The organism is Pseudomonas sp. Pseusp49 (genome assembly GCF_059491875.1).
Map to the genome: position 1 here is coordinate 143,993 of NZ_CP168514.1, position 16,078 is coordinate 160,070.

The 16,078-nt window shown below is 59.6% G+C and carries 14 protein-coding genes; 6 read left to right on the forward strand and 8 right to left on the reverse strand.

All coding sequences use genetic code 11. The annotated features are described in order from the left end of the window. Positions 1 to 195 precede the first annotated feature (195 nt). Together ACEN83_RS00535 and ACEN83_RS00540 are read right to left on the reverse strand one after the other, a co-directional pair. Positions 196 to 579 carry a PaaI family thioesterase gene (locus tag ACEN83_RS00535; RefSeq protein WP_007972875.1) on the reverse strand — a complete coding sequence of 128 codons (384 nt, stop codon included), beginning with the start codon at positions 577 to 579 and terminating at the stop codon, positions 196 to 198. Beyond that, positions 579 to 2,903: a Tex family protein gene (locus ACEN83_RS00540; RefSeq protein WP_102673947.1), complete on the reverse strand. Its 2,325-nt coding sequence runs from the start codon at positions 2,901 to 2,903 to the stop codon at positions 579 to 581. Before ACEN83_RS00540 ends, ACEN83_RS00535 begins: the two co-directional genes overlap by 1 nt. Positions 2,904 to 3,264: 361 nt before the next feature. Here ACEN83_RS00540 and ompR point away from each other — a divergent pair, with 361 nt between their 5' ends. Both ompR and ACEN83_RS00550 read left to right on the forward strand, forming a co-directional pair. Then, positions 3,265 to 4,005 (forward strand): osmolarity response regulator transcription factor OmpR, encoded by a 741-nt coding sequence (gene ompR / locus ACEN83_RS00545; protein ID WP_007972873.1) that lies wholly within the window; start codon positions 3,265 to 3,267, stop codon positions 4,003 to 4,005. 115 nt (positions 4,006 to 4,120) lie between these two features. After that, the gene (locus ACEN83_RS00550; protein WP_007972872.1) at positions 4,121 to 5,434 is read left to right on the forward strand and encodes an ATP-binding protein; all 1,314 of its coding nucleotides are present in this window, start codon (positions 4,121 to 4,123) and stop codon (positions 5,432 to 5,434) included. Positions 5,435 to 5,518: 84 nt separating this feature from the next. On the opposite strand, the gene rimK is transcribed toward ACEN83_RS00550, so the two are convergent. Both rimK and rimB read right to left on the reverse strand, forming a co-directional pair. Continuing rightward, the gene (gene rimK, locus ACEN83_RS00555; RefSeq protein ID WP_007972871.1) at positions 5,519 to 6,424 is read right to left on the reverse strand and encodes a 30S ribosomal protein S6--L-glutamate ligase; all 906 of its coding nucleotides are present in this window, start codon (positions 6,422 to 6,424) and stop codon (positions 5,519 to 5,521) included. Next, on the reverse strand, positions 6,421 to 6,900 hold the full coding sequence (rimB, locus tag ACEN83_RS00560) for a retropepsin-like aspartic endopeptidase RimB (protein ID WP_007972870.1): 480 nt from the start codon (positions 6,898 to 6,900) through the stop codon (positions 6,421 to 6,423). The genes rimK and rimB overlap by 4 nt, the downstream gene beginning before the upstream one ends. A gap of 216 nt (positions 6,901 to 7,116) precedes the next feature. Between rimB and ACEN83_RS00565 the strand changes: the two genes are divergently transcribed. The 3 genes from ACEN83_RS00565 to ACEN83_RS00575 all read left to right on the forward strand — a co-directional run bounded on the left by ACEN83_RS00565 (position 7,117) and on the right by ACEN83_RS00575 (position 10,518). After that, positions 7,117 to 7,524 carry an RNA-binding S4 domain-containing protein gene (locus tag ACEN83_RS00565; RefSeq protein WP_007972869.1) on the forward strand — a complete coding sequence of 136 codons (408 nt, stop codon included), beginning with the start codon at positions 7,117 to 7,119 and terminating at the stop codon, positions 7,522 to 7,524. 369 nt (positions 7,525 to 7,893) lie between these two features. Next, the gene (gene hslO, locus ACEN83_RS00570; RefSeq protein ID WP_015093022.1) at positions 7,894 to 8,796 is read left to right on the forward strand and encodes an Hsp33 family molecular chaperone HslO; all 903 of its coding nucleotides are present in this window, start codon (positions 7,894 to 7,896) and stop codon (positions 8,794 to 8,796) included. Between the two features lie 180 nt (positions 8,797 to 8,976). Next, positions 8,977 to 10,518, forward strand: a complete 1,542-nt coding sequence (locus ACEN83_RS00575) for a phosphoenolpyruvate carboxykinase (protein ID WP_495579228.1) — start codon at positions 8,977 to 8,979, stop codon at positions 10,516 to 10,518. Positions 10,519 to 10,654: 136 nt separating this feature from the next. On the opposite strand, the gene ACEN83_RS00580 is transcribed toward ACEN83_RS00575, so the two are convergent. From ACEN83_RS00580 to ACEN83_RS00595, 4 genes are all read right to left on the reverse strand, one after another. Continuing rightward, positions 10,655 to 11,011, reverse strand: coding sequence for a DUF1493 family protein (locus tag ACEN83_RS00580; RefSeq protein WP_495580833.1), 357 nt, complete (start codon positions 11,009 to 11,011; stop codon positions 10,655 to 10,657). A 293-nt stretch (positions 11,012 to 11,304) separates the two neighbouring features. Then, on the reverse strand, positions 11,305 to 11,604 hold the full coding sequence (locus ACEN83_RS00585) for a hypothetical protein (protein WP_495579229.1): 300 nt from the start codon (positions 11,602 to 11,604) through the stop codon (positions 11,305 to 11,307). A gap of 353 nt (positions 11,605 to 11,957) precedes the next feature. Beyond that, positions 11,958 to 12,296, reverse strand: a complete 339-nt coding sequence (locus tag ACEN83_RS00590; protein ID WP_495579230.1) for a hypothetical protein — start codon at positions 12,294 to 12,296, stop codon at positions 11,958 to 11,960. 395 nt (positions 12,297 to 12,691) lie between these two features. Then, complete coding sequence (locus ACEN83_RS00595) at positions 12,692 to 13,756, reverse strand: S8 family peptidase (protein ID WP_495580834.1); 1,065 nt, start codon at positions 13,754 to 13,756, stop codon at positions 12,692 to 12,694. Between the two features lie 263 nt (positions 13,757 to 14,019). Between ACEN83_RS00595 and ACEN83_RS00600 the strand changes: the two genes are divergently transcribed. Beyond that, positions 14,020 to 15,948 (forward strand): RecQ family ATP-dependent DNA helicase, encoded by a 1,929-nt coding sequence (locus ACEN83_RS00600; RefSeq protein ID WP_495579231.1) that lies wholly within the window; start codon positions 14,020 to 14,022, stop codon positions 15,946 to 15,948. Positions 15,949 to 16,078 lie beyond the last annotated feature (130 nt).

Below are 16,078 nucleotides of genomic sequence, written 5' to 3' on the forward strand. Positions count from 1 at the left end.
CGTTTTCGCCTGGTTTTTGAGCCTGACAGGCCATATGCCGATTTTCAAGAACTGCACGTTCCCTGTGGGAGCGGGCTTGCCCGCGATGAGGGAGTGTCAGTCACCATTTATGTGGTCTGACACACCGCCATCGCGGGCAAGCCCGCTCCCACAAGTTGCGTTGCGCTGAAATTAACTCAAATCGATGACATCTAGCTACAGGACAGCGAACGTGCCTTGTGCTTTTGCGACCAGTTTGTCGCCCTGCATCACATCAGCCTCGACCACCAATGTGCGGCGACCCGGGTGGATCACCCGCGCCGTGCACATCACCTCGCCGTCAGAGACGGCGCGGATATAGTTGATCTTGCACTCGATGGTCGCGCTCTGCTGGTCAAAGCCGTGGGTGCTGGAGCAGGCCAGCCCCATGGCAATGTCCACCAGGCTGAACAAGGCCCCGCCGTGCAGCTTGCCGCCGCGATTGCGCAGTTCGGGCTCCAGCGCCAGGGCGACTTGCGCCACCCCGGTTTCCAGGCTGTGCAAGCGGCAGCCGAGCAGCTTGAAAAACGCGCTTTCGGTCAGCCCGGCGGGAATGTCCATCAGCGTTTCTTCAACTGCTTGGCATTGGCGAACAGTGAAGCCATGGCGTTGTTGCTCGGCGCGGCTGCCGTGGTTTCCTTGCGCGGTGCAGTGTTCTGGGATTGGCGTGGCGCCGACCCCGGACGCGCACCGCGAGCGCCGTCGATTTTCTCGCCCGGGGTGTCGCTCATGCGCATCGACAGGCCCACGCGTTTACGCGGGATGTCGACTTCCATGACCTTCACTTTCACCACGTCACCGGCCTTCACCGCTTCACGCGGATCCTTGATGAACTTCTCCGAAAGTGCGGAGATATGCACCAAACCGTCCTGATGCACGCCGATATCGACGAAGGCACCGAAGTTGGTCACGTTGGTCACTACGCCTTCGAGGATCATACCCAGTTGCAGGTCCTTGAGGTCTTCGACGCCTTCCTGGAACTCGGCGGTCTTGAACTCGGGGCGTGGGTCGCGGCCGGGCTTGTCCAGTTCCTGAAGGATGTCGGTGACCGTTGGCAGACCGAAGGTTTCGTCGGTGAATTTTTTCGGGTCCAGGCGCTTGAGGAAACCACTGTCGCCAATCAGCGAACGGATATCGCGATCAGTCTCGGCGGCGATACGCTGCACGAGCGGGTAGGCTTCCGGGTGCACCGCGGAGGCATCCAGGGGGTTGTCTCCGTTCATCACGCGCAGGAATCCGGCCGCCTGTTCGAAGGTTTTTTCACCCAGGCGCGCGACTTTCTTCAGCGCTGCGCGGGTCTTGAACGCACCGTGCTCGTCGCGGTGGCTGACGATGTTCTGCGCCAGGGTCGCGTTGAGACCGGAGATGCGCGCCAGCAGCGCCACGGACGCGGTGTTCACATCCACGCCGACGGCGTTCACGCAGTCCTCGACCACTGCATCCAGGCCACGGGCCAGTTTCAGCTGCGACACGTCGTGCTGGTACTGGCCGACACCGATGGATTTTGGATCGATCTTCACCAGCTCGGCCAACGGGTCTTGCAGGCGACGGGCAATCGATACGGCGCCACGGATCGATACGTCGAGGTCCGGGAATTCTTTGGAAGCCAGCTCCGACGCCGAGTAAACCGATGCACCGGCCTCGGAGACCATGACCTTGGTCATTTTCATCGCTGGGTATTTTTTGATCAGCTCGGCGGCGAGCTTATCGGTCTCGCGGCTGGCGGTACCGTTGCCGATGGCGATCAGGTCCACCGAGTGCTTGGCGCACAGGGCGGCGAGTACGGCGATGGTCTGGTCCCACTTGTTGTGCGGCACGTGCGGGTAAACCGTGGCGTGATCCAGCAGCTTGCCAGTGGAATCAACCACCGCCACCTTGCAGCCGGTGCGCAGGCCCGGGTCGAGGCCCAGCGTCGCGCGCGGGCCGGCCGGGGCCGACAGCAGCAGGTCGTGCAGGTTGTGGGCGAACACGTTGATCGCTTCGGTTTCCGCGCCATCGCGCAGCTCGCCCAGCAGGTCGGTTTCCAGATGGGTGTAGAGCTTGACCTTCCAGGTCCAGCGCACCACTTCGCCCAGCCATTTGTCGGCGGCGCGGTTCTGGTTCTGGATGCCGACATGCTGGCCGATCATGCCTTCGCACGGGTGCATGGTGCCCGGCAGTTCGTCGCCGACTTTCAGCGCGGAACTGAGGATGCCTTCGTTGCGGCCACGGAAAATCGCCAGCGCGCGGTGCGACGGCATGCTTTTCAGTGGTTCGTCGTGCTCGAAGTAGTCGCGGAACTTGGCGCCTTCCTCCTCCTTGCCGGCAATCACGCGGGCACTGAGGGTGGCTTCCTGCTTGAGGTAGTTGCGTAGCTTGTCCAGCAGGCCGGCGTCTTCGGCGAAGCGCTCCATGAGGATGTACTTGGCACCTTCGAGGGCTGCCTTCACATCGGCCACGCCTTTTTCGGCGTCGATGAAACGGGCGGCTTCGGTTTCCGGGCTCAGGGACGGGTCGTTGAACAAGCCGTCGGCCAGTTCGCCGAGGCCGGCTTCCAGGGCGATCTGGCCCTTGGTGCGGCGCTTCTGCTTGTACGGCAGGTACAAGTCTTCGAGACGGGTCTTGGTGTCGGCGAGCTTGATGTCGCGTTCAAGTTGTGGGGTCAGCTTGCCTTGCTCTTCGATGCTGGCAAGGATGCTGATGCGCCGTTCGTCGAGTTCTCGCAGGTAGCGCAGGCGCTCTTCCAGATGACGCAATTGCGTATCGTCGAGGCTGCCGGTCACTTCTTTCCGGTAACGGGCGATGAAGGGAACGGTAGAGCCTTCATCGAGTAGCGCGACGGCCGCTTCGACCTGTTGTGGGCGTACACCGAGTTCCTCGGCGATGCGGCTGTTGATGCTGTCCATAAAACCACCTGACAAATTGTGAAAGCAGGCTCGCAGGCTCAAGGATAAGGGCTCGGCGAGTCTGGTTGAGCGGCCTGGCCTGCGCCGCTACCTGGATCAAAAGGTATCCCGTTGACCCGTGAAATCGAACAATTACTGCCGACGCCATGAAAATAAATGGCGTCTGCCTGTAGTACCTGTCTGATGTTGCCTGACACAAAAGGCCGCGCATTATAACCAGCGATCTGTCGTTCGGGGACATCATGGATTGCCGGTGCAATGGCCGGTTTCCTGGCACTAAAGGAAAAATCTGCTAACAATGCACACGGTGCGTATAACGGCAGCTACGCCATAATGCGCGCCGAGATCAAAGGAGCATCCAATGAGCAGCACTGCACAAACTGCTGAAGGCGAGAAAATTCTTATCGTTGACGACGATCCGGGGCTGAGCAGCCTGCTGGAACGTTTTTTCGTCAGCAAGGGCTACCGCGCCCGCGCCGTACCGAACACCGAGCAAATGGATCGCCTGCTGGCGCGCGAAGTGTTCAACCTGGTTGTCCTCGACCTGATGCTGCCCGGCGAAGACGGCCTGACCGCCTGCCGCCGCCTGCGCAACGCGAACAACCAGATTCCAATCATCATGCTCACCGCCAAGGGCGACGAGCTGAGCCGCATCAAGGGCCTGGAACTGGGTGCCGACGATTACCTGGCCAAGCCGTTCAACCCGGATGAGCTGATGGCTCGCGTCAAGGCGGTATTGCGTCGCCAGTCGGCCCCGGTGCCAGGCGCCCCGGGCAGCGAAGACGAAAGCGTGACCTTCGGTGACTACGAGTTGTCCCTGGCCACCCGCGAGCTCAAGCGTGGCGAAGAAGTGCACATGCTCACCACCGGCGAGTTCGCGGTACTCAAGGCCCTGGTGATGAACGCGCGTCAGCCGCTGACCCGCGACAAACTGATGAACCTGGCCCGTGGCCGCGAGTGGGATGCCCTGGAGCGTTCCATCGATGTGCAGATTTCCCGTCTGCGCCGGATGATCGAGCCCGATCCGTCCAAACCGCGTTACATCCAGACCGTCTGGGGCGTGGGTTATGTGTTTGTTCCGGATGGTACCGCCACCAAGTGATTGGCGATTTGTAGGAGCGGGTCGTGCGGACATCGGATCATTCGATCCTGTCCGCAGACTCGCAAACCGCAATATGCGAGCATCGCTCTCTCCTGCAAGTGTTTAACGGTTATCCATGAAAACCCCCGTTTGGTTCCCCCAGAGCTTCTTCTCCCGCACCCTTTGGCTGGTGCTCATCGTCGTTCTCTTCTCCAAGGCGCTGACCCTGGTTTATCTGCTGATGAACGAAGATGTGCTGGTGGACCGCCAGTACAGCCACGGTGTCGCCCTGGTACTGCGTGCCTACTGGGCGGCTGATGAAGAGAACCGCGCCAAGATCGCCGATAGTGCACCCCTGATTCGGGTAGTGGGCGCCGGTGTCCCGGAAGGCGAGCAACATTGGCCTTACAGTGAGATTTACCAGCGACAGATGCAGACCGAGCTGGGGCCGGACACCGAAGTGCGACTACGCATGCATTCTCCCCCGGCATTGTGGGTTCGTGCGCCGAGCCTGGGTGAAGGTTGGCTGAAAGTGCCGTTATATCCGCACCCGTTGCGTGGCCAGAAAATCTGGAATGTGCTCGGCTGGTTCCTTGCTATCGGTCTGCTGTCCACGGCGTCTGCGTGGATCTTCGTCAGCCAGCTCAATCAACCTTTGAAACGTCTGGTGTATGCCGCGCGGCAACTGGGCCAGGGACGCAGCGTGCGTCTGCCGATCAGCGATACGCCGAGTGAGATGACCGAGGTTTACCGCGCCTTCAACCAGATGGCCGAAGACGTCGAGCAGGCCGGTCGCGAGCGTGAGCTGATGCTGGCCGGGGTTTCCCATGATTTGCGCACACCCTTGACCCGTTTGCGTCTGTCCCTGGAGTTGATGGGCGATCGCACCGACCTGACCGACGACATGGTGCGCGATATCGAAGACATGGACGCGATTCTCGATCAGTTCCTGGCGTTCATTCGTGACGGGCGCGACGAGTCGGTGGAGGAGGTTGACCTGAGCGACCTGGTCCGCGAAGTCGCTGCGCCGTATAACCAGACCGAAGAAAAAGTGCGGCTGCGCCTGGAGCCGATTCAGCCGTTTCCGTTGCGTCGTGTGTCGATGAAACGACTGTTGAACAACCTGATCGGCAATGCGCTGCATCATGCCGGCAGTGGCGTGGAGGTGGCGGCCTACGTGTCCGGGGACACCAGCGCGCCGTATGTGGTGCTGAGCGTCATGGACCGTGGTGCCGGGATCGATCCGTCGGAACTGGAAGCGATCTTCAACCCGTTCACCCGCGGTGATCGTGCCCGGGGCGGGAAGGGCACCGGGTTGGGGCTGGCGATCGTGAAGCGGATTGCTTCGATGCATGGCGGGAATGTTGAACTGCGCAACCGCTCGGGCGGTGGACTGGAAGCGCGGGTGCGCTTGCCGTTGGGGTTGATGTTGCCGAGGGATGCGGTTTAACGGCTGAAAAGATCGCAGCCTTCGGCAGCTCCTACATGGGAATGCGTACCCTGTAGGAGCTGCCGTGGCTGCGATCTTTTGCTTTTACCCCTTGCCTTTGGTCCGCGTCATATTCGGCCCGCCATTCTTCTCCAGATGCTCAATGATGATCCCCGCGACATTCTTGCCAGTGGTGGTCTCGATCCCTTCCAACCCTGGTGACGAGTTCACTTCCATCACCAGCGGCCCGTGATTGGAGCGCAGGATGTCCACACCCGCCACCGCCAGCCCCATGACCTTGGCTGCACGCAACGCCGTCATGCGCTCTTCCGGCGTGATCTTGATCAGGCTCGCGCTGCCGCCGCGATGCAGGTTGGAGCGAAACTCGCCGGGTTTGGCCTGGCGCTTCATCGCCGCAATCACCTTGTCCCCGACGACGAAGCAGCGAATGTCTGCACCACCGGCTTCCTTGATGTACTCCTGAACCATGATGTTCTGCTTGAGGCCCATGAACGCCTCGATCACCGATTCAGCGGCGGTCGCGGTTTCGCACAGCACCACGCCGATGCCTTGAGTGCCTTCCAGCACCTTGATCACCAGCGGCGCGCCGTTGACCATTTCGATCAGGTCGGGGATGTCATCGGGGGAGTGGGCAAACCCGGTCACCGGCAAGCCGATCCCGCGACGGGACAGCAATTGCAGCGAACGCAACTTGTCCCGCGAGCGGGCAATGGCCACCGATTCGTTGAGCGGGAACACCCCCATCATTTCGAACTGGCGCAGCACGGCGCAGCCATAAAAGGTCACGGACGCTCCGATCCGTGGAATCACCGCATCGAAACCTTCCAGCGGCTTGCCGCGGTAGTGGATCTGCGGCTTGTGGCTGGCGATGTTCATGTAGGCGCGCAGGGTGTCGACCACCACCATTTCATGGCCGCGTTCAGTACCGGCTTCAACCAGGCGGCGGGTGGAATACAGACGCGGGTTCCGCGACAGCACAGCGATCTTCATGCAACACCTGTGGAGGAGGTAGATACCGGGAACACCGGCTTGTCTTGTACATACTTGATGCCCGGATTGACCACCAACTGGCCGTGGATCAGGGCTTTGGAGCCGAGCAGCAGGCGATAACGCATGGACTTGCGGCAGGCGAGCGTGAACTCGACTCGCCAGACCCGATCACCGAGGGCCAGGGTAGTGCTGATCACGTATCGCACCTGCGCGTGACCGTTTGAGCTTTTAATGGTTTTCATCGTCACCAACGGTGCTTCGCAGCGTCGGTGGCGCAGTTGTACGACGGAGCCCAGGTGGGCGGTAAAACGCACCCACTGCTCACCATCGCGCTCGAACAGCTCGATGTCGGTGGCGTGGAGGCTTGAGGTGCTGGCACCGGTGTCGATTTTTGCCCGAAGGCCGGCGACTCCCAAATCCGGGAGCGCCACCCACTCGCGCAGACCGACAACGGTCAAATGGTCAAATGTCTTCAAAAGTGCTCAACCGGTAGTAACCGCTCGGGCCGCATGCGGCCGGATTCGCGGTATTCACGCAGAATAATGATTAAAAGGCGACAGATATCTACGGCCCGGATTTCCAGCCTCGCAAGGAGGTTATGGAATGTCGGTATTGTAATCCGAGCCGGTGAAATTCTTGGTACGTCAGAAACGGTAGTACAGTTCACCAATATTTCAGAATGAGGAAATCCCATGGCACAAAAAAACGAAGAGGACGACAAAGTCCGCCTCGATAAATGGTTGTGGGCTGCACGATTCTATAAAACCCGTGCCCTGGCGAAGGCGGCGATTGAAAGCGGCAAGGTGCACTGCCGGGGCGAACGCTGCAAGCCGGGTAAAGAGCCACGGGTCGGCGACGAGTTTGTGATCCGCACCGGTTTCGAGGAGCGCACGGTGGTGGTCCAGGCGTTGTCGATCGTGCGCCGTGGCGCACCTGAGGCGCAGATGCTGTACGCCGAAACGGAAGCCAGCATCGCCAAGCGCGAAAACGCCGCCGCCGAGCGCAAGGCAGGCGCCCTGGGCGTGAGCACCGATGGCAAGCCGAGCAAGAAACAGCGAAGGGATCTGTTCAAGTTTCGTGGCAGCAGCAACGATGGCTAAAAGATCGCAGCCTGCGGCAGCTCCTACAGGGATCCGCACAAACCCATGTAGGAGCTGCCGAAGGCTGCGATCTTTTAAAGGCACTTGCAATTGCCCTGGTTAGCAACCATATCGGGTGATTCGCCAGCGGCACATCGAGCGGTTGAACAGCCACTCGTCGAAAATCACCACAGCCTCTGATCCATAGGCCATAACCAAAAGGCCGGTAGCATCAGCGGGCAAGGATTGCGCATCGCCCCCCTTGCTTGGAGCAAACCGCGGATTGCTCCTAAAATGCCGGACATGACTGAGCTTGCGCACCCAACGGTGCTGCCAACGCGCGATTTTCACCGTTGTAACCCATTGCTACCCATTCAGATACCCAGACTAATGACTGACCTACCGGATAACGACTTCACCCAACGCTTCATCTTCGATGACAGCGACACCCGTGGCGAGCTGGTCTCGCTGGAGCTCAGCTACGCCGAAGTCCTGGCCAAACACGCCTACCCGCAGCCGGTCGCGCAACTGCTCGGCGAGCTGATGGCGGCTGCATCGTTGCTGGTCGGCGCGATGAAGTTCGATGGCTTGCTGATTCTGCAGGCCCGTTCCGAAGGCCCGATCCCGCTGCTGATGATCGAGTGCTCCAGCGAGCGCGAGATCCGAGGCCTGGCCCGTTACGAAGCGGACCGTATCGCACCTGACGCGACCCTGGCCGACCTGATGCCGGACGGCGTGCTGGCATTGACCATCGACCCGACTCAGGGCCAGCGTTACCAGGGTATCGTCGACCTCGACGGCGCCACCCTGTCGGAATGCTTCACCAACTATTTCGTCATGTCACAGCAAGTCGGCACGCGTTTCTGGCTGTACGCCGACGGCCGTCGCGCCCGTGGCCTGTTGCTGCAACAGCTGCCTGCCGACCGTTTGAAGGACGAAGACGAGCGCGCCGCCAGCTGGCAGCACCTCACTACCCTGGGCGGCACGCTGACCGCCGATGAACTGCTGGGCCTGGACAACGAAACCGTGTTGCATCGCCTGTACCACGACGAGCAGGTGCGTCTGTTCGATGTACAGAAGTTGCGCTTCCGTTGCAGCTGCTCGCGCGAACGTTCGGCCAATGCGCTGGTCAGTCTGGGTGTGGAAGATGCGCAGCAATTGGTGGTCGAGCACGGTGGCAACATCGAAATCGATTGCCAGTTCTGTAACCAGCGCTACCTATTCGATGCCGCCGATGTCACCCAATTGTTCGCCGGCGCGGGTGTCGAGACGCCGTCAGATACCCGTCACTAAAACGGTTCAGCGCAGGTAAATTCACTGGCTACCGCCGGATTAACGCCGTTACGACAGGAGGGGCCTACTTTTTTTGGGCTTTTCTGGCATAATCCGGCCCACTTTTTTCGCGGTAGTAGTGCACGACTTTCTACTACAAAAACGTTTGGAGCACTCGGCCACTGGCCGACGGGGAACCTCATGACGCAAGCCAACAATGCCGTGTACACCGATCTGAGTGTTGATGATCTGGTTAAAGAAGCCCTCAATCGCGGTGAAGGCGAGCTTGCCGATACCGGCGCACTGGTTGTTCGTACCGGTCACCGTACCGGCCGTTCGCCAGTCGATCGTTTTATCGTTGATGAGCCGAGCACCACAGGCGCCATCGCCTGGGGCCCGATCAACCGCAAGTTCCCGGCCGACAAGTTCGACGCCTTGTGGGACCGTGTTGAGGCTTTCAACAACGCGCAAGAGCATTTCGTTTCCCACGTGCATGTAGGTGCGGCTTCCGAGCACTACCTGGCCGTGAAGATGACCACCCAGACTGCCTGGCAGAACCTGTTCGGCCGTTGCCTGTTCATCAACCCGGCTCAGTACAACCCGGCGGGTCGTGACGAGTGGCAGGTCCTCAACGTTGCCAACTTCGAGTGCGTGCCAGAGCGTGACGGCACCAACTCCGACGGCTGCGTGATCATCAACTTCGCACAGAAGAAAGTGCTGATCGCCGGCATGCGTTACGCCGGTGAAATGAAGAAAGCCATGTTCTCGGTGCAGAACTTCCTGCTGCCGGCTTCCGACGTACTGCCAATGCACTGCGCCGCCAACATCGGCGAAGAGGGCGACGTGACCCTGTTCTTCGGTCTGTCCGGTACCGGCAAGACCACCCTGTCCGCCGACGAAAGCCGTTACCTGATCGGTGACGACGAACACGGCTGGGGCGAAGGCGTGGTGTTCAACATCGAAGGCGGTTGCTATGCCAAGTGCATCGACCTGTCCGAGAAGAACGAGCCGGTTATCTGGAAAGCCATCAAGCACGGCGCGGTATTGGAAAACGTCGTTATCGACGACGCCAAGCACGCCGACTACGCCGATGTCAGCCTGACCCAGAACAGCCGCGCCGCCTACCCGCTGGAGCACGTTGCCAAGCGTTCCGAGAAGAACCTCGGTGGCGAGCCGAATGCTGTGATCTTCCTGACCTGCGACCTGACCGGCGTGCTGCCGCCAGTGTCGATCCTCAACGAAGAACAAGCGGCCTACCACTTCCTGTCCGGCTACACCGCACTGGTGGGCTCGACTGAAATGGGTTCGGGCAGCGGCATCAAGTCGACCTTCTCCACCTGCTTCGGCGCACCGTTCTTCCCGCGTCCGGCCGGCGAATACGCTGAGCTGCTGATCAAGCGCATCCGCGGCTTCGGCTCCAAGGTCTACTTGGTCAACACAGGCTGGACCGGCGGTGGCTACGGTGTCGGCAAACGCTTCAACATCCCGACCACCCGTGCCGTGATCGCAGCGATCCAGAGCGGCGCGCTGATCGGTACCGAGACCGAGCACCTGGACACCATCAACCTCGACGTGCCAGTGGCCGTACCGGGCGTTGAGACTGGCCTGCTGAACCCACGCAACACCTGGGCCGACAAAGCCGCCTACGACGAAGCCGCCAAAGCACTGGCCGGCCTGTTCATCGAGAACTTCAAGAAGTTCGAAGTGAGCGACGCGATCAAGGCTGCGGGTCCGAAGTTGTAAGTGTTGGATTGAGCTAACGAAAAAGCCGCCCTTCGGGGCGGCTTTTTTGTGGGTGCGATTCGGAGGATGTGAGGCGCAGCTAGCATTATTCCAGCTGAAAAAGCTTCAAACGGCCAGAATAATGGTACTTACGCGTTCAATCGATCCCTTCCAGCTTTCGCGTATCCCAACGTTGCGCTTTTATCGCTTGGTAAAGCATTTCGATAGTCAGTGGAACCTTATCGCCACGCCCCTTCGCCCGTCGCTTGAGAAACACATCAAAACCTTCAGGCTGGAAGTAGCAATAGGCATCGTAGTCGACTAAGTCGATGGCGAACTGTTCTTCCAGTGCTTCCATCAGGTGCAGGGCATCAGCGCCATCGCAGCCCAGATCAAAGTTGATCGAGGTGTTGAGGCTAATGGTTTTGCGTTCGGGCAGACCGATTTCTTCGTGCAGCAACTGCATGAGCAGTTGCATGGTGTGGTCGTCCGGGAAGTTGGGAGCGAGGTTCATTGCGGGGTGTCCGGTTGGGCTTGGGCGGATCTTATGGGTTGCCGATCGCGAGAGGAAGGCGCGACTGACTTGATCGTTCCTGGGGGCAATGTTTTCAGGTCGCGGGGAAGGCTGACGTTCATCCCGCAGGATCTCGTTCATCTGTTGCACGCTTTCCATTAGCTCATTAAAAAACTTGCTCATGGTTATCTCCTGCGCTCGATGTCGGCTTTCCATGCTTTCTGTCCGTTGGATCAGATTTTGTTGTTTTGATCGTTCCCATGCAGAACATGGGAACTGATCTTCACGCAACGTCAGACCAGGGCTTTCCAGTTGAGCATTCGTTGCTGGGCGACTTTGAGCAGGTCGCAGCCGTCCTGGGTCAGCAGGTAGAGCGCATGGGTGATATGTGGGATGTCTTCGACATCGCCGTCCTTAAAGCTTTGGCAGTGCAGGGTTTGCAGCAGCTCGCTGGAGGCCCGAATGCGCTGGAGGGCGGCTTCGAGGATGTCTTGGGGGTTGGCTTCTGTGTCGATGATCAGGGGCGGGGAATCGGTGAGGTTGGTGTGGAGTGGGAGATAGCGTTCGTTGGTGAACGGGTTCCATTTGTTCATAGGGATTTTCTCTTTTAGTAGCCGATGAACCGCCGCTATCGTGACCAAGCGATGGGAGGCGGACTGTGTTCAGGTTGGTCAAACCAGGGAGAGATAACCCGGGTACGCCGAAGCGTCCCAAACACAGCCGCCATAAAGCGTGCCGACAAAAAGATGTCGGCAGCATACAAGCGCATGCATTAGTTTTCTCTCATTTTCAGGTGACCAAACCCGAGTCGCTGATTTGGCAGCGACACTCTGGACTATAGGATTGAGTGACTGGTCATCGATAGCCGACAAGGTGTCTTGTTTTGTAGGACCTTGCCGAAGCTTTCATAGGTCGTTGCTGACGGCGTTATCCACAGTGGACCGCGTTATCGTTTTTCGCGAGCAAGCCCGCTCCCACAGGGAGTTGTGGTGGGACTGGCAACGTGTTTCGGCAAGCGCTGGCGGGCGATGTCGAGCAGGTCGTTGCCGTCCTGGGTCAGCAGGTACAGGGCGCTGACGATATTGGGGATGTCGCCCGCTTCGGCCTGTTTGAAGCAGGTGCAATAAAGGGTTTCGAGCAGGTCGCTGGCGGCGCGGATGCGTTGTCGGGCGGCGTCGAGGATCTCGTAGGGATCGGCCTCGGTATCGATGACCAGCACCGGGGTTTCGCTGTAGCGGGTCTTGAGCGGGTGGTAGCGGGCTGTCAGTGAGTCGGGGTTTTTCATTGAGTGGTCCTGTGCGAAATCGGCAAGTGTTCCGGGCAGGCCGAGACACTGTTTTCAGCCGCGCTGGAAACTATAGGAGGGGATGGCGTTGGTGGACAAGACGGCTGAGATCGACAGGCTTTGTAAGGGTTTTGTCATATTTGGAGGAAGGGGACTACAGGTTGTGGGTGGGTTTTCAACGTGAAATGGCGAGAGGTAAAAATGCCTACAGCATTCTCAGTCGTTTCGCCGTAAATCTCGGTAGAGGGTGCCTCGGACGATGTCGGGTGTTTCGAGTTTTACAGTGATTGTGCTGGTCTCTTCCCAAGCAAACCCGCCTCCACAAAGGGCCTGAACCGTGTGGGTGGTTCAGACTGGCGAGGTTGTCTCGACGCTGCCGAACGACCCATACAGACTTACTCGGCCATGACCTCTGGCGCTTGGCGCGAGGCTGCTTCCAGATCCATCAAGCCTCTACCGTACGCTTCACTGTTGGCATAGAGGCCAGTCCGGTTCGCCGTCGCCAGCAGATGCTCGCGCACTTGCTGCGCAGTGAGCTCGGGGTAACGACTTTGCAGTGCCGCCAATGCTCCGCTGACCAGCGCGGCAGCAGGCGAGGTGCCAGCCGTCTGGGTGTAGGTGCCATCCTTGTTGGTGGTCAGCAGGCCTTGCCCTGCACCGGAGTCGCCACCCGGTACAGCAATGCACCAGGCTGCCGCCACGCCACAATAGTTGGATTTGGCATTGATGGCGCTGCCGTCGTTTTTCAACGCAACCACCGCGATCCAGCCTTTTTCCAGTTCGGGTAAGGCGACAGGCAAGCCGGGTTCAGCCAAGGGTTCTCGTTTCAGTTCATTGCCGGTAGGGAAAACAAAGACGGCGCCGTCCTCCACCAGTTTGCGCGCGGTCACCAGTGATTGCGGCATGACTTGCTTGTAACGCGCCTCGTTGATTTCGGTCGCAGGAATGGCGTTGGCCCACGAGTTGTTAAGGATGCGCGCGCCCTTGTCGAAACCTGCTTGCCAGGACCGAGCGATTTCATCATCGAAGAAAAAGGGTTCGTTATCGTCGCCGAAGCGATAGGGGATCAGCTGCGCATTGAATGCGACGCCGTGCATGCCCTGATCATCCTTGTTGGCTGCGAGGATGCCGGCCATCTGGGTGCCGTGGCCGACCCGATCAAAAGTGCCGACCTGATTCTCGACATGGTCAAAACCCGGATCACGGAGCCTTCCTCGAAACGCCGGCAGGCCGCTGTTCAGGCCCGAATCGATCAGTGCGACAGCCACACCCTGGCCGGTGCCGCCGCGAGCATAAAGACTTGATGCGTTGACAATCGCCAGACCTTTTTGGGCCTGATACTCCGCCGTTTCAAATGCTGCCGTGTCCAGGGAAGGCTGTTGCGGGACAGTCAGGCATCCGTTCAAAAGAAGGGGGAGTGCGAGCGAGCAGGCAAGCGGAATAAAGTGTCTTTGGGACATGGTCGTTCCTTGATAAAGATCCGCGTATCTCAGGCTTCCTGCATGATGGACACCTGGCGGAAGTTGATGGCGGTAAACCATACCTGTTGACCGAAGGCCGAGATCAGTGGGCAAAGTGCCTCCTGTGTTTCAACCTATGGCCAGGGATCGGTGGGTTGGGACGCTGTATCATCCCGTATCGTTTTCGCCCCCGACCTTTTCTCGACTCGCTGCAATCGCCGGCTAGGCTTTTGATTCCGCAGCGGTCAATGGAGTGACAGCTTATGCACAACACCCTGGAACAGGTTTTCGGTTATCCACAGTTTCGACCCGGTCAGGAGGCGGCCGTCAGTGCCGTGTTGGCCGGGCGTTCGGCGGCGGCGATATTTCCCACCGGTTCCGGCAAGTCCCTTTGTTACCAATTGCCGGCGCTGTTGCTGCCGCACCTGACGCTGGTGGTCTCGCCGTTGCTGGCGTTGATGCAGGATCAACTGGCATTCCTGCAACGCCACGGCATCTCGGCGGGCAGTATCGATTCGGCCCAGAGCCGCGAAGACGCGAGCGATGTCATGGCTCGGGCAAAATCCGGCGAACTGAAGATTCTGATGATCTCGGTGGAACGCCTGAAGAACGAGCGCTTCCGGCATTTTCTGCAGCAAGTACCGATCTCGCTGCTGGTGGTGGACGAGGCGCATTGCATCTCCGAATGGGGGCACAACTTTCGCCCGGACTACCTCAAGCTTCCCGATTATCAACGCCAGTTCAATATCCCTCAGGTGCTGCTGCTGACCGCAACGGCGACACCCAAGGTCATCGCCGACATGCAGGCGAAATTCGCCATCGCCGCCGACGATGTGGTGACCACCGGTTTCTATCGCCCGAACCTCAATTTGCTGGTGGAGCCGGTTCGTGGAGTGGACAAGCGCCGACGCCTCGTCGAGTGGATGAGCCAGCGTGCGGACCAGCCGAGCATCGTCTACGTCACCCTGCAGAAAACGGCGGAACACATCGCCGAACACCTGAACCGCAACGGCATCCAGGCCGAGGCTTATCACGCCGGCTTGCCCCATGAACAACGGGAAGCGATCCAGCGTCGCTTCATGGGCGGGCAGTCCAGTTGCATCGTCGCCACCATCGCTTTCGGCATGGGCATCGACAAAAGCGACATCCGCAATGTGGTGCATTTCGACCTGCCCAAATCCATCGAAAACTACAGCCAGGAAATCGGTCGCGCCGGGCGTGACGGGCAGCCGTCGGACTGCCTGGTGTTGGCCAACCGCGACAGCCTCAACGTGCTGGAAAACTTCGTCTACGGCGACACCCCCGAGCTCGATGGCATCCGTTGCGTGCTGGACGAGATGCTGGCCGCAGCACCCGAAGGGCAGTGGGAGTTTCTGCTGGGGCCGTTGGCGGATCAGAGCAATATTCGCCAATTGCCGCTCAAGACCTTGCTGGTGCAACTTGAATTGCGCGGGTTGATCGCCCCGCGTTACGCCTACTACGCCGAGTATCGCTTCAAGTATCTGGAGGAGCCCGAGGCGCTGTTGGCGCGTTTTGAAGGCGAGCGCAGGGATTTTGTCGCTGCGATCATCCAGACCTCCAGCCGCGCCCGGACCTGGGCCACGGTGAATTTCGAGACGTTGCACGAGCAGCATCAGGCCGAGCGCAGTCGGGTGGTCAAGGCGCTGGACTACTTCCAGGAGAAGGGTTGGGTGGAGCTCGAAAGCAAGCAGATGACCGAGGTCTACAGCGTGCTGCAAAGCGGCTTCGACAGCGCCGCGTTGAGCGAAGAGCTGCACCATTATTTCACTCGGCATGAACACACCGAGATCGCGCGGATTCACGCGATGCTGGATCTGTTCGCCACCGACCGTTGTCTGGGCTATCGCCTGGCCGAGTATTTCGGCGACCACAATGCTCCGCAGCAATGTGGCCATTGTTCGGTGTGTCATGGGCAAGTGGTGCGGCTACCGGCACCACCGGAATTGCCGGCGCTTGTGGATAAAAATTTCGAGGCGTTGTGTGGCGATTTTATCCACAGGCACGGGCAGCACACGGGCAACGTGCCTTCGGCTGAACGCGTGACGCGGTTTCTGTGCGGGATCAGCGTGCCGCTGTTCACCAAACTCAAGGTGCGGGCGATTCCCGGATTTGCGGTGCTGGAAGATTATCCGTACGCCGAGGTACGCGGGTGGGCCGAAGCGCACCTCTAACCCGTTAAACCGTAGGAGCTGCCGAAGGCTGCGATCTTTTGATCTTGATCTTCACGTTAAAGATCAAAAGATCGCAGCCTTCGGCAGCTCCTACAGGGCTCATCCATCCGCTGAATGTTGCTCATCACAG